This window comes from Granulicella arctica (genome assembly GCF_025685605.1).
Taxonomy (GTDB): Bacteria; Acidobacteriota; Terriglobia; order Terriglobales; family Acidobacteriaceae; genus Edaphobacter; species Edaphobacter arcticus.
Genome location: NZ_JAGTUT010000001.1, coordinates 1,356,749 through 1,377,130, shown reverse-complemented (window position 1 = coordinate 1,377,130; position 20,382 = coordinate 1,356,749). Strand labels below are relative to the sequence as shown.

Annotated in this window: 24 protein-coding genes and 1 tRNA gene; 14 read left to right on the top strand and 11 right to left on the bottom strand. The window is 58.0% G+C overall.

All coding sequences use genetic code 11. The annotated features are described in order from the left end of the window. Positions 1-13: 13 nt before the first annotated feature. The 3 genes from OHL20_RS05605 (at position 14) to OHL20_RS05595 (ending at position 2,364) form a co-directional block, all read left to right on the top strand. Positions 14-541, top strand: a complete 528-nt coding sequence (locus tag OHL20_RS05605; RefSeq protein WP_263382219.1) for a DUF2059 domain-containing protein — start codon at positions 14-16, stop codon at positions 539-541. A gap of 54 nt (positions 542-595) precedes the next feature. Next, complete coding sequence (locus OHL20_RS05600; protein ID WP_263382218.1) at positions 596-1,027, top strand: organic hydroperoxide resistance protein; 432 nt, start codon at positions 596-598, stop codon at positions 1,025-1,027. Between the two features lie 77 nt (positions 1,028-1,104). Then, on the top strand, positions 1,105-2,364 hold the full coding sequence (locus tag OHL20_RS05595; protein ID WP_263382217.1) for a DUF2264 domain-containing protein: 1,260 nt from the start codon (positions 1,105-1,107) through the stop codon (positions 2,362-2,364). Between the two features lie 2 nt (positions 2,365-2,366). Here the strand turns inward: OHL20_RS05595 and OHL20_RS05590 are convergent, their stop codons facing one another. Beyond that, entirely contained in the window at positions 2,367-2,771 is a 405-nt protein-coding gene (locus tag OHL20_RS05590) for a response regulator (RefSeq protein WP_263382216.1), read from the bottom strand. 119 nt (positions 2,772-2,890) lie between these two features. On the opposite strand from OHL20_RS05590, the gene OHL20_RS05585 reads away from it, so the two are divergent. Together OHL20_RS05585 and OHL20_RS05580 are read left to right on the top strand one after the other, a co-directional pair. Continuing rightward, positions 2,891-3,430 (top strand): hypothetical protein, encoded by a 540-nt coding sequence (locus OHL20_RS05585; RefSeq protein ID WP_263382215.1) that lies wholly within the window; start codon positions 2,891-2,893, stop codon positions 3,428-3,430. A 5-nt stretch (positions 3,431-3,435) separates the two neighbouring features. Then, on the top strand, positions 3,436-3,924 hold the full coding sequence (locus OHL20_RS05580) for a 2'-5' RNA ligase family protein (RefSeq protein ID WP_263382214.1): 489 nt from the start codon (positions 3,436-3,438) through the stop codon (positions 3,922-3,924). A gap of 4 nt (positions 3,925-3,928) precedes the next feature. On the opposite strand, the gene hemG is transcribed toward OHL20_RS05580, so the two are convergent. The 5 genes from hemG to purS form a co-directional block, all read right to left on the bottom strand. Beyond that, positions 3,929-5,293 (bottom strand): protoporphyrinogen oxidase, encoded by a 1,365-nt coding sequence (gene hemG, locus OHL20_RS05575; protein WP_263382213.1) that lies wholly within the window; start codon positions 5,291-5,293, stop codon positions 3,929-3,931. Beyond that, the gene (locus OHL20_RS05570) at positions 5,290-6,363 is read right to left on the bottom strand and encodes a ferrochelatase (RefSeq protein WP_263382212.1); all 1,074 of its coding nucleotides are present in this window, start codon (positions 6,361-6,363) and stop codon (positions 5,290-5,292) included. Before OHL20_RS05570 ends, hemG begins: the two co-directional genes overlap by 4 nt. Further along, positions 6,360-7,448, bottom strand: a complete 1,089-nt coding sequence (gene hemE / locus OHL20_RS05565) for a uroporphyrinogen decarboxylase (RefSeq protein WP_263382211.1) — start codon at positions 7,446-7,448, stop codon at positions 6,360-6,362. Before hemE ends, OHL20_RS05570 begins: the two co-directional genes overlap by 4 nt. Before the next feature lie 102 nt (positions 7,449-7,550). Continuing rightward, positions 7,551-8,171, bottom strand: coding sequence for a hypothetical protein (locus OHL20_RS05560; RefSeq protein ID WP_263382210.1), 621 nt, complete (start codon positions 8,169-8,171; stop codon positions 7,551-7,553). Between the two features lie 163 nt (positions 8,172-8,334). Next, positions 8,335-8,580, bottom strand: a complete 246-nt coding sequence (purS, locus tag OHL20_RS05555; protein WP_263382209.1) for a phosphoribosylformylglycinamidine synthase subunit PurS — start codon at positions 8,578-8,580, stop codon at positions 8,335-8,337. Between the two features lie 162 nt (positions 8,581-8,742). On the opposite strand from purS, the gene OHL20_RS05550 reads away from it, so the two are divergent. Continuing rightward, on the top strand, positions 8,743-9,300 hold the full coding sequence (locus tag OHL20_RS05550) for an inorganic diphosphatase (RefSeq protein WP_263382208.1): 558 nt from the start codon (positions 8,743-8,745) through the stop codon (positions 9,298-9,300). Between the two features lie 312 nt (positions 9,301-9,612). Here OHL20_RS05550 and OHL20_RS05545 read toward each other — a convergent pair whose 3' ends face one another. Further along, the gene (locus OHL20_RS05545) at positions 9,613-10,926 is read right to left on the bottom strand and encodes an APC family permease (protein ID WP_263382207.1); all 1,314 of its coding nucleotides are present in this window, start codon (positions 10,924-10,926) and stop codon (positions 9,613-9,615) included. Positions 10,927-11,093: 167 nt separating this feature from the next. On the opposite strand from OHL20_RS05545, the gene OHL20_RS05540 reads away from it, so the two are divergent. The 5 genes from OHL20_RS05540 (at position 11,094) to OHL20_RS05520 (ending at position 13,474) form a co-directional block, all read left to right on the top strand. Further along, positions 11,094-11,186, top strand: a tRNA-Ser gene (locus OHL20_RS05540). Positions 11,187-11,371: 185 nt separating this feature from the next. Then, positions 11,372-11,566: an Arm DNA-binding domain-containing protein gene (locus tag OHL20_RS05535; RefSeq protein WP_263382206.1), complete on the top strand. Its 195-nt coding sequence runs from the start codon at positions 11,372-11,374 to the stop codon at positions 11,564-11,566. A gap of 48 nt (positions 11,567-11,614) precedes the next feature. Then, positions 11,615-12,631 carry a tyrosine-type recombinase/integrase gene (locus OHL20_RS05530; protein ID WP_263384953.1) on the top strand — a complete coding sequence of 339 codons (1,017 nt, stop codon included), beginning with the start codon at positions 11,615-11,617 and terminating at the stop codon, positions 12,629-12,631. Positions 12,632-12,691: 60 nt separating this feature from the next. Continuing rightward, positions 12,692-13,021: a hypothetical protein gene (locus tag OHL20_RS05525; RefSeq protein ID WP_263382205.1), complete on the top strand. Its 330-nt coding sequence runs from the start codon at positions 12,692-12,694 to the stop codon at positions 13,019-13,021. Positions 13,022-13,033: 12 nt separating this feature from the next. Then, positions 13,034-13,474, top strand: a complete 441-nt coding sequence (locus tag OHL20_RS05520) for a DUF4113 domain-containing protein (RefSeq protein WP_263382204.1) — start codon at positions 13,034-13,036, stop codon at positions 13,472-13,474. A gap of 262 nt (positions 13,475-13,736) precedes the next feature. On the opposite strand, the gene OHL20_RS05515 is transcribed toward OHL20_RS05520, so the two are convergent. Continuing rightward, a complete protein-coding gene (locus OHL20_RS05515) occupies positions 13,737-15,218 on the bottom strand; it encodes a DNA phosphorothioation-associated putative methyltransferase (protein WP_263382203.1) in 1,482 nt (493 codons plus the stop codon). Between OHL20_RS05515 and OHL20_RS25180 the strand changes: the two genes are divergently transcribed. After that, positions 15,140-15,559 (top strand): ribbon-helix-helix domain-containing protein, encoded by a 420-nt coding sequence (locus OHL20_RS25180; protein WP_396271678.1) that lies wholly within the window; start codon positions 15,140-15,142, stop codon positions 15,557-15,559. The genes OHL20_RS05515 and OHL20_RS25180 overlap by 79 nt on opposite strands. A gap of 1 nt (position 15,560) precedes the next feature. Next, on the top strand, positions 15,561-16,517 hold the full coding sequence (locus OHL20_RS05510) for a DUF4007 family protein (protein WP_263382202.1): 957 nt from the start codon (positions 15,561-15,563) through the stop codon (positions 16,515-16,517). Positions 16,518-16,554: 37 nt separating this feature from the next. Here the strand turns inward: OHL20_RS05510 and OHL20_RS05505 are convergent, their stop codons facing one another. Further along, entirely contained in the window at positions 16,555-16,920 is a 366-nt protein-coding gene (locus OHL20_RS05505) for a P-loop NTPase fold protein (protein ID WP_263382201.1), read from the bottom strand. Positions 16,921-17,246: 326 nt separating this feature from the next. Here OHL20_RS05505 and OHL20_RS05500 point away from each other — a divergent pair, with 326 nt between their 5' ends. Continuing rightward, positions 17,247-17,384, top strand: coding sequence for a hypothetical protein (locus OHL20_RS05500; protein ID WP_263382200.1), 138 nt, complete (start codon positions 17,247-17,249; stop codon positions 17,382-17,384). Here OHL20_RS05500 and OHL20_RS25175 read toward each other — a convergent pair. Next, positions 17,376-17,816, bottom strand: coding sequence for an MOSC domain-containing protein (locus OHL20_RS25175; RefSeq protein WP_396271675.1), 441 nt, complete (start codon positions 17,814-17,816; stop codon positions 17,376-17,378). The two genes, OHL20_RS05500 and OHL20_RS25175, sit on opposite strands and share 9 nt — an antisense overlap. A 1,054-nt stretch (positions 17,817-18,870) precedes the next feature. Then, a complete protein-coding gene (locus OHL20_RS05495; RefSeq protein WP_263382199.1) occupies positions 18,871-20,376 on the bottom strand; it encodes an efflux transporter outer membrane subunit in 1,506 nt (501 codons plus the stop codon). Positions 20,377-20,382: the final 6 nt, after the last annotated feature.

Here is a 20,382-nt window from a genome sequence, read left to right as displayed (position 1 = left end):
AAAAAGGATATCCATGAAACGCCAGATCCTCACCCTCATCGCCATTCTCCTGGTCGCAACCTCTGTAGCCCATGCCGACGAGTCCAGCAAGCGAGCCAAGATCGAAGAGCTGTTTGTAGTCATGAAGATGGACCGCACCATGAAACAGATGATCGCCCAGAGCACCACCCAGGGGCAGCAGATGGCAAAAGGCATCTTCGGCGATCAGCCGATGACCGACGCCGACAAGAAGATGGTGGATGACTACACAGCGAAGTCCGTTGCTCTCGTCAGCGAAGCACTGGATTGGGAGAAGATCAGGCCGGAGTACGTCAACCTCTATGCCTCCGAATACACCGAACCGGAGATCGACGGCATCCTGACCTTCTACAAATCTGCCGTCGGGCAAACCATGCTCGAGAAGACCCCGGAACTCCTCACGAAATCTGGCCTGATCGTCAACGCCCACGCGCAACAGCTTCAGCCGCAAATGCGACAGCTTATGACCGACTTCATGAAACAGCTGACCGCCGCGCACGAGGCCAAATCATCAGCCAAATAGTGTAGCCATCCAGCACACGGCATCCAACCCTTCAGCACTTCGAAAGGGAACCCAATGGCACTCGACAAGATCGTATACACCGCACACGCCACCGCTACCGGCGGTCGTGATGGTATCGCCAGGTCCGACGACGGCAAACTCGACGTCAAGCTCAACCTGCCCAAAGCCATGGGCGGCAATGGGGACGGTACCAACCCCGAGCAGCTCTTCGCAGCCGGCTACGCAGCCTGCTTCATCGGAGCCATCAAGCACGTCGCCGCAACGCAGGAGATTCAACTCCCGCCCGACGCCTCCATCGCCGCGTCCGTAGCCTTCGGTCCACGAGTCGGCGGAGCCAAAGGCTTCAGCGTCGACGTCGACCTCAAGGTCACCCTGCCCGGCATCGATCACGCCAAGGCAGAGGCCCTGGTCCACGAAGCTCACGAGGTCTGCCCATACTCAAACGCAACCCGCGGCAATATCGACGTCACCCTGTCCGTGGTCTAGCTGACGCAGAGCTACACGCAAGGCGTCCCGCTGAAGCTATAGTGGCTCAGCGGGATCTTCATGCCTGCAGGCCATCCATGAACCCCAACGTACCTCGTCGTGCTCTCCTCAAAGCCGCTCTCGCAACAGCCGCCGGAGCTGCAGCCTCCCCCTTCGTCCAGGCACTGCCTACAGTCGCTCCGACCTCCAGAGACGACCGCGCCTATTGGCTCCACACGCTTGAGCGCATCACCACCCCTGTCCTCGCTGCCATCGCCAGCCAGCAACTCCGCGCCACTATGCCCGTCGAGCTTGCCCCCGGCGGCAACGCTGAATCACGTCGCCAGTGCTCTCATCTGGAAGCGTTCGCCCGTCTTCTCTGCGGGCTTGCACCATGGCTCGAACTCGAAGGCCTCACTGGCGCTGAGGCGACCCTCCAAACGCACTACAGAGAACAGGCTCGAGCCGGCATCCAGCATGGCACCAATCCTTCATCGCCTGACTACCTCAACTTTGGCGCGACCGGGCAATCTCTTGTCGACACAGCCTTTCTTGCCCTCGCCATCGTCCGCGCCCCGACCCAGCTCTGGAAGCGTCTCGATCCACCCACACAACGCAACCTCGTCGCAGCCCTTATCGTCACCCGTAAAATCCTTCCCGGCCGCTCCAATTGGCTCCTCTTCTCTGCAATGATCGAGGCCTGTCTTTGCACCCTCGGGGAAGACTGGGATCGTATGCGCATCGACTACGCCATCCAGCAGCACGAGCAGTGGTTTGTCGGGGATGGCACCTACGGGGACGGCCCCCACTTCCACTGGGACTACTACAACAGCTTCGTCATCCAGCCCATGCTCCTTACGATCCTCGATGCCGTGGCGAAACAGTCGCAAACATGGGAGCCACTTCGCCCTGCAATCCTCGCCCGGGCACAGCGCTACGCTGTCATTCAGGAACGTCTCATCAGCCCCGAGGCGACTTTTCCAGCTATTGGGCGTTCGCTCGCCTACCGTTTTGGTGCCTTCCACCACCTCGCAGAGGTCTCCCTCCGCCGCCAGCTACCCGAGGAACTCACGCCCGAGCAGGTCCGCTCCGCTCTCACCGCTGTCATGCGCCGCATGATCGAGATGCCCGGCACCTTCGACGGCAAGGGCTGGCTCACCATCGGCTTCGCCGGCCATCAACCATCGATCGGCGAACCGTACATCTCCACAGGGAGCTGCTATCTCTGCGCCGCCGCCTGGCTGCCGCTTGGCCTGCCCGCCACAGATCGCTTCTGGTCCGCACCCGGCCAGCCATGGACCGCACAAAAGATCTGGGGCGGCAACGACGTCAAGGCCGACCACGCTTCCTCAGCCTAGCTCTAGCTCAACTGCTCCCGGCTCAGATCTTCATTGCGCTGCTCAATGATCTCTGTCTCCTTCGGCATCAGGCTTCTGAGAATATCCAGCAGCTTCGAAGGCAGAAACGATTCCAGCCGATAGTCAGCCTCAGGACAATCCATGCTCCCGGGCGCCCCAATCATGATCACCGGCATGGACGGTCGTTTGATCTTGAACTCGTGAACGAGACTCGCACACGGTACGTCCTCGATCCCGGCGTCCAGCACCGCCCCGTTGATGGCCGGAAACCGCTCAAACATCTCGCGCGCCTCCACACCGCTATATGCAGTCAGCACGTTGAACTTTGCAGTCTCGATCACCAGTTTGCGGGTCGAGATGCTGCCGGGGAACTCACGGTCGATAACAAGAAAACAAGGCCGGATCATGCCCTCCATTATCCACAAATGGCACATCCTTGCACGCTTCGCCCTTTGCCTACGCTCGGCTGCATCCAAGATTAGGAGAAGATAACAGCACAGGCATCCATTGCCCAGCAGGAGAGACCATGGTCCATGTACGCGCAACCCTTTCCGTAGCCTTTGTAGCGCTTTTGCTCGCAGGCTGTCATTCGAAGACAGCGGCCACTCCCGATAACTTCATCCAGGCGCTCAACGCTCACTACCTTGAGCACTCCGAGTGCCTCATGCCGGATGCTCCGCGCTTCCCCTACGAGACCAGCGATCCCGACAAGACGAAGCAGATGAACTCCCTCGTCAAGGCGCAACTCCTCACCGTCGCGCAGGAACCCAGCATCCACGTCAGCCGCTACACTGCCACCACCACGGGAGCTCGCGCCGTCCCGCGCTTCTGCTACGGTCACCGCGAAATCACCGGCATCGAAAGCTTCACGCCGCCCGTCGTCGCCAAAGGCGGCTTCCCCGAAACTCAGGTCATCTACAGCTACATCATTAAAGATGTACCGGTCTGGGCCAAGACCCCGGAGGTAGAAGCTGCCTTCCCCGACATGGCCAAGGCCACAAGCGGTCCTTCAACAGGACACGCCACCCTCGCCAAGACTCTCGTAAGCTGGCAGTTCCCCGATTAGTCGCCGTGAGCTACATCCTTTCCCTGCAACTCGATCCGGCCTCCCAGGAGCACTTCAATCACCTGCGCCAGCAACACTTTCCATCCGACCGCAACTACATCGACGCCCACGTAACCCTCTTCCACAACCTGCCGGAAAAGGGTTACGTCCTCGAAGAACTCGCTAGCGCATCCACACTCGCAAGCTTCCCGATAGACGTCACAGGCCTCAGGTCGCTCGGCAAAGGTTTGGCTTACACCTTGGAGAGCTCGGCCCTCCTCGCACTCCACAGCCGCTTAGCCGTTGCCTTCGCCGACGACCTGATCCCACAGGACCGCCAGCGATTCAAGCCCCACATCGTCGTCCAGAACAAAGTCACAGCCGAGGCCGCAAAGCTCCTCCTGCAACAACTTCAAGCCACCTTCACCTCTTGCCAGATCGAAGCCACTGGCCTAAGCCTCTGGCGCTACCGCAATGGCCCGTGGGAGTCAGCCCAAACCTTCCCATTCTCCTAAGAAGCTAGCCGAGACACTCCCGTACCGCCGACCGCGCATCCCGAATAAGATCCGGCAACCCAACCCCGCGATACCCATTCCCCAGCAGCCAAATCCGGCCCATCCCGCGCACAAGTTCGTCCAACTCTGCCATTCGCTCCAGATGCCCCACGGCGTACTGCGGCAACGATCGCGGCCATCGCCGAACCACGGTCACAGCAGCCCCAGGCAGCGGCCCAAGAATCCTCTCCAACTGCTCGCGAGCAAGCACTGTAACCGCCTCATCCGAGGCCCCCAACAGCCGAGCCCCAACTGCCCCCCCGAAGAAGGCCCGCAGCAGCCGCCCACCCTCCGGTACCCGTCCATCGAACTTCTGATCGACAAACGTAGCCGCCAGCAGGGAGTCGCCCGCGCCACCTGGAGGCACCAGGAACCCAAACCCACCCGGCAACACAAAGCTTTCCAAAAATCCAAACGCCACCACAACCGCCGAACTGGCCTCCATCCGCATCAACTCAGCCGCCTGTTCATCGCTCCCGCGCAACAGCGCTCCCGCAACATCTACCGGCGCAGCCAGCAGCACCACATCGAACTCCTCATCACCCGCAGCAGTCCCTACGCTCCAGCCATCTCCCGTCCGAGTAAGGGAGCTTACCGCCGTCCCCAACCGCACCCACGAGCAGGGAATCGCCGCTACCATCCCCTCCACCAGCGCCCCAACCCCACTCCGCAGCGTCGTAAACACCGGCCTCGTTCCCGCTGTAGCCCTCACTCGCGTAGCCCGAATCAGCGACCCGTACTGCCGCTCCATCGCCACGAACGGCCCCATCACAGCCCGCACGCTCAGCGTCTCAACATCCCCGCCGAACACCCCGCTCAGCAGCGGAGCACCCACCGTGTCCAGCACCTCATCCCCAAAGTGACGTCGCACAAATGAAGCCACGCTCTCGTCATTCTCCGGAGCCGAAGCCATCAACTCCGCAGTCCGCGTCAGTTCCTCGTGGAACGCCCGCTTCGCCGTATCGCTGAACAGGGAGGAGGCGTCCACGGTCCCAAGGTCGCCCGGCACCATCATCCGCATACCGTCCGGCATCGCTACCAGCGCGCCATTCTTCAGGATGTACGTCTTCCGCGTAGCGTCGTTGGACGAGATCACTTCGCCGCCAAGCCCTAGCTCCTCGGCCAGCTCCTGCGCCCACGGCTTCTCCGTCACCCAACCATCCGGCCCGCACTCGATGACGAACCCCCGCTCCCGCACCGTCTCAACGATCCCACCCAGCCGTCCCGAAGCCTCGAACAGCACAGCCTCGACCGGCTCGCCCGACGAGGCCAGCGCATAAGCAGCCGTCACCCCGGCGATCCCACCACCCACAATGGCGACGCGCTTCAAGCCGTCACAGACTCCGGAACCACTCGCTCATCCACATCCGCGGCAAACGCGCCCGTAGCCACCTGCTCCAGCGCACGAATCAGAACCGGCGAGTCGTTCAGACTCTCCGCACGCCAAAGCTGCAGCCCCAACTCCCGCGCCGTCTCCCTGAACGCAATATCGATGTCGTACAAAATCTCCACGTGATCGCACAGGAATCCGATCGGCTGCATCACCACGCCCTTGTGCCCCTCCGCCGCCAGCGCCTTCAGCGTATCCTCCACCGTCGGCCCAATCCACGGAGCACCGGCAATCCCCTGGCTCTGGAACGCGAAGTACCAGTCCCGATCCGTCATCCCCACCGGACGCAGCGCCTCTGCCACATGGATCGCCGTCCGCTTGCACTCCACCGGGTAAGGATCGGGAGCCGTCCTCTCCCCGTAGTACTGGATCCCATCCGCAGGCACCGGCCCGCCCGGTCGCTGCGAAGGGCTGGCCGCCGTACTCACCTGTCCCGACATGATCGTCCGGCAGGGAACCGCATGCGCCGTAAACAGCACCGGTACCCGCGTCCCGGTAGACGCACACGCCTCCGCCCACCGCGGCCAAAGTCGATCCGCAAACGCCAGCGCCAGCGTAGGATTGTCCGCCCAACCAGCCACAAACTCGCTCTCCATATCGAGCGAAGCTTCAAGCATCGCCCGCCGATACAGTCCCACACTCGTCCGCGAGTTCTGCGGAGCCAGGCAGATCGCCTTGAACTTTGTCACTCCATCTGCCCGCATCTGCTGGATCGTGTCGGCGATGTACGGGTGCCAGTTCCGCATCCCCACGTACACCTTCGCGCCCAGCGCCTCGCCCAGCAGCCGACCCTGCGCCAGGGTCCACTTCGTCAGCGGCGGAGGCTCCACACCCGGCGTCTCCCCCAGGCCGATCTCACCATACCGATGCTGCAACTCCTCCACCACACTCTGCGGAAGCTGCCGCCCGCCCGTCACCTTGCTCAGGTACTCGGCCATCTCCCCCAGCACATCCGGCGTTCCATGAGCCAGCAGAAGGACCGGCGTCTCCGTTTGTACGAGCGAACTCATAGCGCGAACTCCTTCACCCACTTCACCACTTCGATCACATTCTCAACCGGCGTTCCCGGCACAATTCCATGCCCAAGGTTGAAGATGTGCCCAGATCGCCCAGCCGCCTCACGCAGCACCTCATCCACCCGTGCCTTCAGCACATCCTGCGGAGCAAACAAGGTAATTGGGTCCAGATTTCCCTGAACCCCGCATCCTGGCCCAACAGCCTTCCAGCCCTCACTCAGCGGAATCCGCCAGTCCAACCCCAGCACATCCGCACCCGTCTCCCGCATCGCCGGCAGCATCGAAGCCGTATCCACGCCAAAGTAGATTACCGGCACCCCAAGCGCCCGCACCCGCTGCACCAGCTCCGTCGTTGCTGGCAGGCAGTATTCGCGATAGTCCGTAACACTCAGCGCACCCGCCCAGCTATCAAATATCTGGATCACATCGGCGCCAGCCTCCACCTGCTGTGTCGCAAACGCCACCAACACCGTAATCAACTTTTCCATCAGCAGCGGCCATGCCCTGCCGCCCGAGTACATCATCTTTTTCGTATCGATGTAGTTCCGCGACGAGCCGCCTTCGATCATGTAGCTCGCCAGCGTAAAGGGCGCGCCGCAGAAGCCAATGATCCCTAGCGTATCCCCATCGGCACGCGGTCCCGCGAAGTGAGCCGATACCTTCTCGATCGCCCGCGCCACATAGCCAAGCTCATCCGCCCGATCCGTTCGCAGCGCCTCAACCTGTTCAAGAGACCGTACCGGCGTATGCACCTGCGGCCCTTCACCGGCCACAAACTCGAAGTCCAGCCCCATCGGTGTGAACGGCAGCAGCAGATCGGCAAAGATGATCGCGGCATCAACGCCCAGCCGCTCCGCCGCGGTAATCGTCACTTCGGCAGCGATCTCAGGCGTTCTGCAAATGTCCAGCAGGGAATGATGCTTCCGCACCGCCATATACTCCGGCATATACCGCCCCGCCTGCCGCAGGAACCATACTGGCGTGCGGTCCACAGGCTGCCGCAGACACGCACGGATAAACCTGCTTGAGCCGCTCTCGACCTCAACCGCCGACGCAGCCTGTGCGTTCGCATTCAACAAAAAAGTATCCACACACCGAGCGTAGCACCATGCTGCAGCCACAGTACGGCAGGATGAATCCCGTTTCACGCGGTCCAAATTCAGACCACCGAGGCGGGCAGGCTATCGGGTCTTATATGCTTTGAAAGGAATGCGATACAGCACGCCAAGAGTCACTGCCTGCGGGTAGAAGCGGTCCGGCGTGGTTCTTCCCGACTTACCAAGATCCCAGTACTGACGTTGATAGTCCACGAGAAGCGACAGCCTCGGTCCCAAATCGTACGTCAGCCCACCCCCATAGATGTAAAGGAAAGAGCTATCTCGCGTGCGATACGTCACTCCCGGCTCCACCACGGCGGGCAGGGGAAACGTAATGACCCCGTTGCCGATCATGAAATCGCCGTAAGGCTGCAGCCTGCGGAAGGTCGTTCCCAGTTTCAGGCCGCCTTCCAGTGTTCGCTCGCCGACTGTTCCCCCCGGCGTCACGGTTCCACGAACCTCAAACGCGGGCACGATCAGGCCACGAAATCGCTTGATGTAGTGGGTGTAGTCCCCGCCCAATGTAACGCCATAGTTCTTGTCCGGGCCATAGTAATCGTTATCGAGCCCGGTAAAGCCGCCAAATGCATCCAGTCCTGCTGCCTTGTCGGCGGTTATTCTGGATTGCCCTTGCACTTGCGGCGCTTCGAACAGCATCAATCCCAGGAAAAGGAACAGCAATGAGGTATTACGAAGGAACGGCATGATTATCCCCGATCGTGATGAATGAATGTCCACAAGCGCACTGCGCCTGCACGATTGAGCGTTCCCGGCACACAGCACCAGAGAGCGTATCCATCAACGATCAACCAGAAGGCTACATAAGGCAGAAGGTATACGACAGTACAACAGGGTCAGACGTCAGTCGTTACTTCTCGAGTCGGAAGGTAAATTCTTCAATTACAGGGTTCGTTAAAACCTCGCGTGCAATCCGCTCGATCTCTTTTTCGTGCGCCTCTTCGGAGAGTTCATCCTCGAGCGTAAGCAGGAAGTACTTGCCTTGCCGAACATCGGCAACCCCTTTGTATTCCATGCGACGGAGAGCGTCAGAGACGGTCTTGCCTTGGGCATCGAGAACAGTCCGTTTGAGCGTGACATAGACATGGGCCTTCATTGTGTCCGATTATAAACGTGTGCGGCCTGTTCTTCCCGCGATACGTCGTCTCCCCAGTCGTCCACGGACTGTATGGCGTTCCACGAGGACCAGCATGGCAACACGGGATCGACAGGTCCCGCCAGCTCCAACAATCTTTAGTTACGAGAGATTACAGACCTTATGCCGAATTACCTTGAGTTGCCCGTTGGGCCAAAGTCGCCCGAAGTAGTCAACTGTGTGATCGAGATTCCCAGCGAGGGCATCAGCAAGTACGAGTACGACAAGGACCTCCACGTCTTCCGGCTCGACCGCAACCTCTACTCGCCCGTCCACTACCCCGGCGACTACGGCTTCATCCCCAGCACGCTCGGTGATGACGGCGACCCACTCGATGTCCTCGTGCTCGTCGATACACCCAGCTTTCCCGGCTGCGTTATGGAAGTCCGCCCCATTGGTCTCCTCGAAATGCTCGATCAGGGCTTAGGCGATGAGAAGGTCCTCTGCGTCGGCAAGGGCAATCCCCGCTACAAAGATGTCTGGAACTTCTCCGAGATCTACCCCCACATGCTCAAGGAGATCACTCACTTCTTCGCCATCTACAAAGATCTTGAAGGCAAGCGCGTCGAAGTAAAAGGCTGGCGCGACGCCTCCTTCGCCCGCAACAAGGTCGTCGAAGCTCAGCAGCGCTTCATCGACAACAAGATCAACCCCGAACCAAAGCCAATCCCAATCGAGTAGTTCGGGCCCATAAATCTCACAACGAACGAGCCGATGCCACCAGCATCGGCTCGTTCCCGTTGCCCAACCCTGTCATCCTGGGCGAAGTCGAAGAGCTTGCGGTTGCCCTTGGCTCTGCCTTGCGGGCACACTCCATATTAATCACGTAATTAACTCCCCGCCTCCTCAAACAAAGTGCACCTCACGCCGAGTCAACTCCAGCAGCCTCAAGACTTTGAGACTCTGGAGGTACTTGAGGGAGTACTTAGTCCACCTCTAAGTCCCTTGTTTTGAAGACTTTCGTACTTCAAGTACGGGGGGTGGCGGTACCTCTCAGGAAGCACCAGCCAGCGCCCGCTCCCGCCGTCGCTGACCGAGGCGCGCCAGTCCAAAAGCAACCGGCCCGGAAGCAGCCACCAGCCCCGCAAAGACCAGCGCAGGCAATCCCGCAACCCGCTCTCCCCGGGCAGCCCACATCGCAAACGCAATCAAAAAAGCCGGTCCAATCCCGCAAACGACCGCTCCTGAAACACCTCCAGGAACCCGAAACGGCCGCACAAGTTCAGGCTCACGAACCCGCAAAACCACAAGCGCTACAAACTCGAGCAGCAGCGCAGCGCCGTAAAGCACCAGGTCAATCGAGATCAACCGTTCAAAGCTGAACCGCAAAGCCATCGCCCAGGCTGCGCTGCAAACCAGAACACTCAGCCACGGAACTCCTCGCGACGTCCGCCGAGTCAAGATCTGCGGCAGCAAACCCTCCTCCGCAAGAGCAAAAGGAACGCGCGTATAGCTCAACGTAAGCGCATTGAACATCCCAAACCCACTGATTGCGCCGCCAAGCACCACCGCAAGCGCAAGCCAAGGTCCAGCGAGCGTCCGCGCAGCGTCAGTCCAGGCTCCAGTAGAAAAGCGGTCCGCAGAAATCCCAGCTAACGCCACAGCAGCAAGCGGCAGAATATACGTGACAGCGACCAGCAAAGCCGCAATCAGCATCGCCCGAGGATAGTTCCGCTGCGGTTCCTCGACCTCCTGAGCCACGGTCGACGCATTATCCCAACCCATGTAGTTCCAGAGCGCAACCGAAACAGCTCCAGCCATGTCACGCTCGATCGGCACAGAAGCGACGCCGGAAACATGCACTCCCGTAAGTGCTCGCCACAAACTAACCGCGACGAGTACAGCAAATGGAGCCAACAACACGCAGAACATCCCGACCGAACCTTCACCAACAGCCTTCGCCCCGTAAAGGTTCCAAACCGCGCAAGCAATAACCACCGCAAGCGCCCAAAGCGTCCCGCGATACCCTTCCGTCCACGCGGGCGCAATTCGCCCAAGATAGAGCACAAACGTGACCGGATAGATCGCCATGTCGAACACACTGGCTGCAAGCGAGAGCCAGGCCTCCTGAAACCCCCAGAACCGTCCCAAACCTCGCCGAACCCACCGATAATAACCACCCTCTTCAGGAAGCGCCGAAGCCAGTTCACCGACCATCAGCGAGGTAGGAAAGCTCCACACCAGCGGGATGAGCAACAGCAGCAGCAGCGCTCGTCCGTAACCAGCCTTGCCAATGATGTCCTCAAGCCCATAAGGCCCGCCAGAGACCATGAAATAGGTCGCGCCAATCAGGGGTAACAAGCGCATCTTGCGCCTGGCTGTCGTGCTGACAGAAAGCTCCAACCCTCGCTCCTTCGCTCATGAGACAGATGTATTTATAGAGACAAATCTATCTGATTTGCCTTCATGACCTTGCCCCAAGCTATAATCAGCAAGTTCCCGGCATTCGTAATCAGCAGCCGGACAGAACAGCCGGAGAGTTGGCCGAGTGGCTGAAGGCGGCGGTTTGCTAAACCGTTATAGGACCAAAAGTTCTATCGGGGGTTCGAATCCCCCACTCTCCGCCATGACCTTGTTTTATGTCTTCCAAAGACATCCAAAGAAACTCATCAAACCCCAGCAAACGCTGGGGTTTAGTGTTTTTACCGTCCTACAGCGTACGATGGAAGCCAAGCGCTTGCGGGGGTACTTTGGGGGGTATGTGGATTTCCTCCGGGGGGTACTTTTCAAAACGCGCTTTTAGAGGTTTTCAATGGGATTGACCGATACCGAAGTGCGTAAAGCCAAGGCGGCAGAAAAGGCTTATCGCGTCAGCGATAGCCATAGTCTCTATCTTTGGGTCACGCCATCCGGCGGCAAACTTTGGCGTTGGGCTTACAACTTCGACGGTAAAGAGAAGCTGATGGCGCTCGGAAAGTACCCCGCCGTGACGCTCGCGTTGGCCTGAGAGCGTCACGCAGAAGGTCGCAAACTGTTGGAGACCGGCGTGGACCCCATGGCGGCACGAAAGATCAGCAAGTCCGCGGAGCAGATCTCGAGTGAAAACTCTTTCGCGAGTGTCTCGGTGAAGTGGGTGGAACACTGGCAAGATGATAAGAGCCCTCGACATGTGGACTCTACGCGCAGGCGGCTAGCGGCGAACATCTTGCCGAGTTTGGGTTTGCTCCAGATGACGGAGATCGAGGCGCCTGACATTGTCGCAATGGTCAGGGCAGTTGAGGCACGGGGCGCTCGGGATGTTGCAAAGCGAGCCCTTGAGACGACCGGGCAGATCTTTCGCTATGCCATCGCCCATGGTTACGCCAAGCGCAACCCTGCAACTGACGTTCGCCCTCGGGACATCCTCAAAGCCTCGCTGAAAAGTAATTACGCCCGAATAGAGGCTAAGGAACTCCCGAACCTCCTCAGGCAGATCGAGGTTTATCCGGGAACCCACGTCACTCGCTTCGCGATCAAGCTGATCGCGCTGACGTTCGTTCGTACCAGTGAGCTAATCGGCGCAACCTGGTCAGAGTTTGACCTGGAAGCTGCCCGGTGGAACATTCCAGCCGATCGCATGAAGATGAGAACACCGCATGTCGTGCCACTCGCAAGGCAAGCTCTCGAAATTCTTGACACCTTGCGTGAGTTGACGGGAGGGAGCGACTGGCTGTTCCCCGGAGACCGAAACGTAGCTAAACCGATGAGCAACAACACCATTCTTAAGGCTCTCGAGCGGATGGGTTACAAGGGGAAGATGACAGGCCATGGCTTTAGAGGGCTGGCGTCCACCATCCTGCACGAACGCGGCTACGGTCATGAACACATCGAATTGCAGCTTGCGCACGCTCCTCGCAACGCAGTGAGTGCTGCCTATAATCATGCGCTCTACCTTGAGCCTCGCTCCAAGATGATGCAGGACTGGGCTGACTTTCTCGATCAGACGCAGCGTGGGGCAAGAGTGCTTCCATTTAGAGGTTTGAGCGGCCCGTTGAACGAAAAACTTTTGATTGCGGCGAGATCGGATAAATAAAGGAGAATAAGCCGGCTAACCCTTGGTGCTCTTCCGCGGGATTATTGGAGCGGCTGAGTGTTGGCGTCACTTGTCGATGCTTGGCTACAAGGATCGACGACACTTTGGATTGCTGGTTATCCTGATAAACGTTTACCAGTTTATCCATTTGAACTGGTAAAAAATCGCAGAGGCAACGGCCGCTACCTCGCCGCGCCCGACCCGGACAATGCGCGGGCGCTGATGACTGTGACGGGTGGCCGCACGGTCTTTGAGCTGCGCGGGATCTCCTGCCTGCCACTCGAACTGACGGAGCCGACCAGGAAGGGAATCGCCGTTACGCGCAGCTTCGGGGCTCCGGTTACGTCCTGGCAGGAGATGCGCGAGGCCATCGCGAGCTACGCCACCTGAGCAGCGGAGAAGATGCGCCGGTACAAGGTCGCCGCCGAAAACATCTTCGTCTTCATGCACACGAATACCTTCAACAACGACCCGTTCTATTCGAATGGAGCATCGGCACGGTTCTCCGAGACGACCAACGACACCGGGGAAGTGGTCGCCCTGGCCGTGCGCCTGGGCGAACGGCTCTGGCGCGACGGCTTCCGCTACTCGAAGTGCGGCGTGATGATTACGGAGCTGCTGCCCGAAACCATCCGGCAACCAGCCTTATGGGGCGAGATGGATCGTGAGAAGAGGGAACGGGCCTGGAGAGCCATGGACAAGCTCAACTCCACCCTCGGGCGCGATACCGTCCGCATCCTCGGTGCCGGTCCCAAGGACGCAGCCTGGAAGCTCAGGGCAGAGCATCGCTCGCCTCGATGGACGACACGATGGGATGAACTGCCGAAAGTGCGATCAAAATGATAAGGCGATAAACGTATATCAGTTTATACGGGTGCTGTATTCTCAAAGCGGTAAGCAAGCGAACACGTAGTGCTGCCAACTCTATGCTCAGCATGAGCAGGATTAGATCCGTCACGCGAAGCTTTGTGAAGCCTAACCGGCTGACGGCACTCAGGACATCGAAACGGCCCCTCAAGCCTCATGGCATCTTGAATGGATACCGTCTCCCAATCGAATTTCCGCGCAGGTCGCTCACCCGACCACCGTTGAAGCTGAACAACGTTCATGCTGTCTCCAGATTGGGTTCCCCGAGACTACCATCGCCTTCGGATATAAGGTCTACACCGTCGATACGCAGTCCTTTGGACTTCAGAAGGTCTTCCCAGCCCCTGCGAGTACCAATATCCGTCCGTGAAAGAAGTCCCAACGCTTCTTCTTTTGCAGAAAGTCTCGCAAAATCCGCGTAGCGAGGATGAAGAGGGTCCAGGAAGGTTTCCTTGCGATGCAGGATGGGAGGATTTAGAGATGCAACGTAGCTCCGAATGTCGTATGAGGCGGTTGGGAGGTAGATTTTCACGCTGTAGTTGAGCGTTGGATGAGGCACTTCCTCAAACTCCTTATAGGCAAGGAAAGAGAGCTTTTTCCCGTCCAAAGCAATCTTCACGAGATCGTATTCGACTTCGCCAACGATCTGTCGCGCCGTGAGGATCATCAACCGCAACAACGGAGATAGCTGATCTTCTGCGGATCGGTGGATGTAAAGGGCGTCGGGCAACTTCTTTCCGACAGGCGATTGCTTGCATTCCTGCTGGATTCGTCCTGGCCGTCCGAGATCGAAGAGAAAATCCATCCCCGCTTGTATTGAGGCTTTGTAGCTCGGCCACAGCATTTTGATATCGGCCTGAACCTCGTCTGTAAGGCTTCTGATTGGCGGTGGCGTAAGCCCCTGCAAACGCAACATCGCCATGTAGGTCAGAATGTTGACCCTCCGCTCTTCTTGCGCAGAGGCCAGCACATTTGAGTCCAGCAAGCTAGATGCGATGCGTTCGATTCGTTGGACCGAACCGAACCGGTCAAGCAACTTGGGGAAAGCCTTGAACTCTGAGGGTAACGGCGTCCGGCCCAGCGAACGAGTGAGGGCCAAGTACCGCTGTGCGATTCTATCTTTCGAAAACGCCGCTCGTACCTCTTCGCGGAAGCTCTGGGGACGATAAAGAGAGAGTTGAGCAAGGTATTGTGCTTCTACTGCTTCGTTCTTGAAGACGTATGCGATTCCGAGGCTCGACATTTGGGGTGTCCGCCCCAGAATCGCTCGAAGGTATTCCTTGAATTCGCTTTGGGTGTAGAGCTTTTGAAACGACCCAACCTTCGTGAGGACGCCATCTGCAAACTCAGCGGCATCGTCGAGAGCTTGGTCTACTCGGACCGCGACTATTAGCACCGTTCCAGCCAGCTCAAAAGCCTTCTTTAGCGTAACCTCTCGTTCACTTGGGTCTTCAATAACGTTGAGCACGTATCCCAAACTGACGCAATCCGCTGAAGTGATTGGCTCCTCAGGATGGAAATAAGGGTCCCACCCAGCCGCCCTGATTCCAGCCTTCCGTAGCAGGCTTACGTCAGCACCTCTGCCACAGCCATAATCGAAGACACTCCGCTCTGCCGAAATCACTTGGTGCGCGACGGCGAGTGCCAGTGGGCGAGAAAGCGAATACCGCTTCATTGCGGTCCTGTAGCGGGCTATGGGTGTCGTTTGGTGCTGATCCAAGGTGGTTTCCGCATCTCGCTGGGGTTGATGCCTGCGCTGGTTCGTTTTGGGATATCTTTGCATCCACATCCCTAAAAAGGATACTGTGTACATGCGTGTCATTACATGTTGTTACGGAGCGCATCTTGGCAACCCGAAAAGCCCGAAAGCTTGTCCCGATTCCGCCCGTGAAAAGGACGGGTAAACCTTTTACGGTTTACCTAGCGGATGATCTCAGCAGTGCGCTTGCTGCGGTGTCTAAAAAACGGATGGTGCACAAATCAGTGATTGTGAGGGTAGCAGTCGAACGGCTTCTGAACGATCTGGAAGCAGGGCAGCTCCAGCTGCCGTTAGGGATGTGAGATGGGTTCATTCGATCTAGCAGGGCATTCATTTTCGTTCTCCGGCCATGAGACTTTCGTGTTTCGGTACACCTGGCTCAAGAAAGCCGTCGATGCTGTCAAGGCAGATCCGCGCGTTTTTGGAAAAGACGATGCAATCGTCACTCTTGGTGTCGGAAAAAACATGGTTCGTTCGATTCGCCATTGGGGTTTGGCAGCAGGGATTCTGCAAGAGGAGCCCAAGAGCCGAGGCACCGCAATGCAGGTTTCCGCCTTCGGGCAATTTCTGTTTGGTAATGGTGATGATTCCTTTGGTGTCGATCCGTTTTTAGAAGATCCAAATACCCTCTGGCTGCTTCATTGGCTATTGATCTCGAATGCAGAACGCAGCACCACTTGGCAATGGGCGTTCAATCGCTTTCCCTCTAACGAGTTCACACGTGAAGGTCTTCTACAGAGTGTTGAGGATGAGATCCGGCGTATCAATCTGCCGGTGCCTAGCGAAAGCACCCTCAAGCGTGACATTGAGGTATTTGTACGGACGTATCTTAGCGGACGGGGAAACCGTACAAGCGCAATTGAGGACTCTCTCGATTGCCCTTTAACGGAACTAAACCTTCTGGAGGAGATGTCTGGAACAAGTCTGCTGAAGATTCGTCGCGGCCCTAAGAGCACGTTGAGTGATCATGTCTTTGCGTTCTGTCTCATGCAGTTCTGGGAGAGCACTGGCTCTGCGGCAACCAGCTTGGCGTTTAGTGAAATTGCATACTCGCAGAATAGTCCTGGGACGGTATTCAAGCTCGATGAGAACAGCCTTATTGAACGGCTTGAGCAACTAAGTTTCGCTACCAGTGGAGCCCTTAGCTACACAGAAGGAGCGGGATTGAAGCAGGTATATCGCAAAGAAGGAATCATCGATTCCCTCCAATGGTTGAGAACTCATTACGCGGACACGCATTCTGCTGTGACGGGGGTCTAATGCATCAACTAAGCGAACTGATATCTGTTGCCCCTCGTTACGCCCGTTCGATCAACCTTGAACGTGATGGTCTCACGAACGCCGCTATTGAGAGCGCGGTCGGCAACTCCTTGAAGAAGACGGCGCGGCGTGAGGGGCCGGCGATGGTTTTTTCCAGCTGCAGCATGAAAGAAGATTTGCCGCTGCCCCATTCTCCCTCGATGGAGATGGTGAGTGGCGGTTCGGTGGCAGGCGAAGTGAGGAAGGCGGCAATGGCCTCGACGTATGGGGAGAAGCCCAAGCTGTCAACGTCAGTAGCGTGGTCGCCGACAGCGTTGCGCTCGGCACCCTGAAAATCTGTGGAGTCTGCTGACGCGATGGAATCAGCTACCGGGATGGGAGGAAGCGGATCGGATGCCGTCACAGCTTTGATCCCTTCTCAAGGGGGCAAGCTCGGCGGGACGAAGGGTTCGCCGATGCTGGGAGCCGGAGATGCCATGTGGAGGAACTGTATCCAGCTAAGAGCGGCGGAGCAAGAGAAAACTTCGCGGCTCGGAAGGTCTATCTGGGGGATGCAACTATCAATTCGAGATCGCGCATCGCCTTCAGGCCACAAGAACGTCATGCCGAGAATATCAGTCTGCGGACAGGGCAGTGCGCTCATCGAGCTAGGATAGGCATGGATGGAGGCAAATGGGGATTTGAACCCCCGGTGTAGAAAACGGAACTGGTCTCGGAGGCCGTAAGCAAATGAGAGCTGTACTCCGCTCAGCGTGCGGCCGCGCAAAGAATGCGACAAACGTCTCCCTGCCGAACGACTCCAGTCTCGACGACCGCGGCATAGATGCCCGCGCGACCTTGGTGGTGCCGGTCGAGAACCTACATTAGCTCTGGGAACGGTTCGGTACTGTCAGGGTTGAGAGTGATAAAACGACAACGAGGATCCCGCTCGGTGAGCCGAATGACCGCATCCGAGCCCAGGCGGATCGTTTTGCCTACCAGTCGGTCTTCTGCAAACGGTGCAGGCGCATCAAGATAAAAGTTTGCCCGAAAACGACGTGCAGCAAGAAAGTGGCCCAGCTCGGACGAGAGGTGCTGAATCGTCTGCGTTGAGATCAAAGCAAGTGGACGGCAGTCTGTCTGTGGAAGCGAGGACCGGGTCAAAGTCAAGGTATGCAGAGTGGGTAAGTCATGGAGAAGGTTTGTATCGTGTACCGAGAGAACCGAACCCGCTGGGCTCACAACTATGACTCCAGTATCTCCCGTGGATGCACGGTAGCGGAGCAGGTCCCGTCGTTCACTCCCACTGACTCGGAGCATCCTCGCTGGGCACCGGTGCTCTCAAACGCGTATTCCCGATCTCCCAAGATGCCGTGACTCGTTAGAGCGCGGAAGGCAATTCCTCACCGCCCATACTCTTGACGGGATACCTCCAGAGAGAAGCCACCGTGATTCTCATTGCTGAGCAATTGTAGAACTGCGTAGCCCGAACAGATCTGACCAACGGGAAGGTGAATCCCTGTTCGCCGATATCCATTCCCTGTTCCGTCAAATGCCTTCACGTCACTAAACCGCTGCTCAATAGAGAGATACGATCCAAGGTGCCCCAAGGAAGTCCTCTTTCTTGCGTCATTCCCTGTAAAAATCCCTGTTAGCAGGGAGATGCAACCAGAGACGGGTTCGCTCGGGACTGCGTCCACCGCCATATCTTTGCAACTAACCTCGAATCAACATAAAACAAACAAAATGAACGGCTTAGCGAAGCCTCTAGAGTCTGTATAGTCTCGCTGGCAGCCATCGTTTCCGGCTTTCCATTCAGAATTCGTAGCATAGTCGGTAAACCGTACCATCGCTTTTCAGCGCAGATCACATTGGGTTCGTTCCGCACACCCTCCGCTCTCCGCGACAGGTCGGGCCCGCTGTTCCTGACGTTGCCAAGAAGCCGATTAGCAGGTGTCATCCGCAGGCCTTTAGATCCATAAGGATGCAATAAGTCGACAGTACCCGTGCGAACTCTTCTGCGTCTTGCGATTGCCTGCTGGTTGGGTTTCCTGTCCTGGGCAGCTACCAGTCGATCTCGTACGAAACTATCCTGCAGAGGGGATGAAAGCGTGGAAGATCGCGAAGCTCAATGGTAACGGCCCTCATCTCCTTGACCCGGTTGCGGAAGCGCCTCTGCCGCCGTTGACACTCTTCTAGGGCACAGTGTGGGCGGTACCCACGGTACTGGCGGTCTCCAATCTCTTAGGAACTCGCATCTTTCTTCGCTCGTGAGCGCATTGGTGATTTGTCACTCGTTGAGGATGGGTGACGATTTTGGCACGGATCAGGTTGCTGCGGTCAAGGTCCATAGCATTTCTGTTTGGCTATTCGATTATTTTGCTGCGACTGCCTTTTCTGACGGAAGTTGCGAGTTGTCCCAACCGCCGCCGAGTGCCTCGATCAGCTGCACTGTGCTAGTGAGTTGCTGGACGTAGATATTGATGCCTGTCTGCTGATTGCTGAGGAGACTTGTCTCCGCGGTGAAGACATTGAGGTACGTGTCGACGCCGGTCTTGTAGCGAACGTTGGAGAGGGCGTAGTAACGCTGTGCGGCCACGACGGCGTCCTGCTGCTCTTTCCTCTGTTGACCCAGGAGTCGTGCGGCTGCGAGGTAGTCTTCGGCTTGTTGAAAGGCAGTAAGCACGGTCTGCCGATATGAGGCGGCATTGGCCTCATACTGCGCCTTGTACTGATTGAGGAGCCCTCGACGGAGGCCGCCATCAAAGAGTGTTTCAGACGCCGAGGGGCCAACTGAAAAGAAGCGGCTTGGCCAGGTAAACAGCTTGCCAATCGTGGCGCTCTGCAAGCCGACGTCGCCACCGATGTTGAAGGTTGGATAATAGGCCGCCGTCTCGACGCCGATGAGGGCGTTGGCCTGGGCCATGCTCCTTTCGGCGGCTGCGATGTCGGGCCGGCGTTGCAGAATCTGCGAAGGGACGCCGAGCGGAATCGCCGGAATGGCCGTCTCGAGCGAACGTGTGGGCATCGAAAAGGAGGACGCAGCCTGGCCTGTGAGAAGGGCGATCGCGTGTTCGTACTGCGCACGGGCGATTCGGAGATTCGTGGTCGAGGCTATGGCGCTCTTGAGGTTCAGTTCCGCTTCGGCGACCGATTGCTCTGTATCCACACCAGTTCGACTGCGTACCTGGGTCAGTTTCAGATTCTCGCGATAGGCTGCGACGGTTCTTCCGTAAAGGGCGATGAGGGCGTCCTGACCTCGTAGTTCGAAGTAGTATTCGGCCAGATTGGCCTGCTGGCTGAGACGTTCATTCGCGAGGTCGGCGGCGCTTACCTGGGCGGCGTTGGCGTACTCGCGAACGGTGTTGCGGATGCGGCCCCATACGTCCGGCTCCCATGAAACATCGAAAGGCAAGCTGAAGTCATTGCTATTTGGATTGATGCCGGCGATCTGCGTTGCCTCGCCGCCGGAGGTGCGGCCTCGTGTATAGGATGGGCCCACGCTCACAGTTGGATAGTAGGAAGCGCGCGCCTGTTTGACCTGGGCACGGGCGGCCATGAAGTTCTGAAAGGACTGCGCAATATTTTGGTTCGAGGTGTTGAGCTTTTCTTCCAACGCATTGAGTTCCGGCTCCTGATAAAGCTCCCACCAGTTGCCCCTCAGGGTCGTGTCCTGGGGTGTGGCGGGAATCCACGGAGTGCCGTCGGACGATAGCTGTGGCAAGGTTTCTTTGTAGGCTGGGGACGCCTGGGTGACGGGGGCCACATAGCGTGGGCCGACGACACATCCCTCAAGAAGCAGCATCCATGCCGCGATCGCCAGCATGGCCATGGAGGGGAGTGTTTGAACATCTTGTCTGTGTGTCTTTTTGACTCTCATACTGGC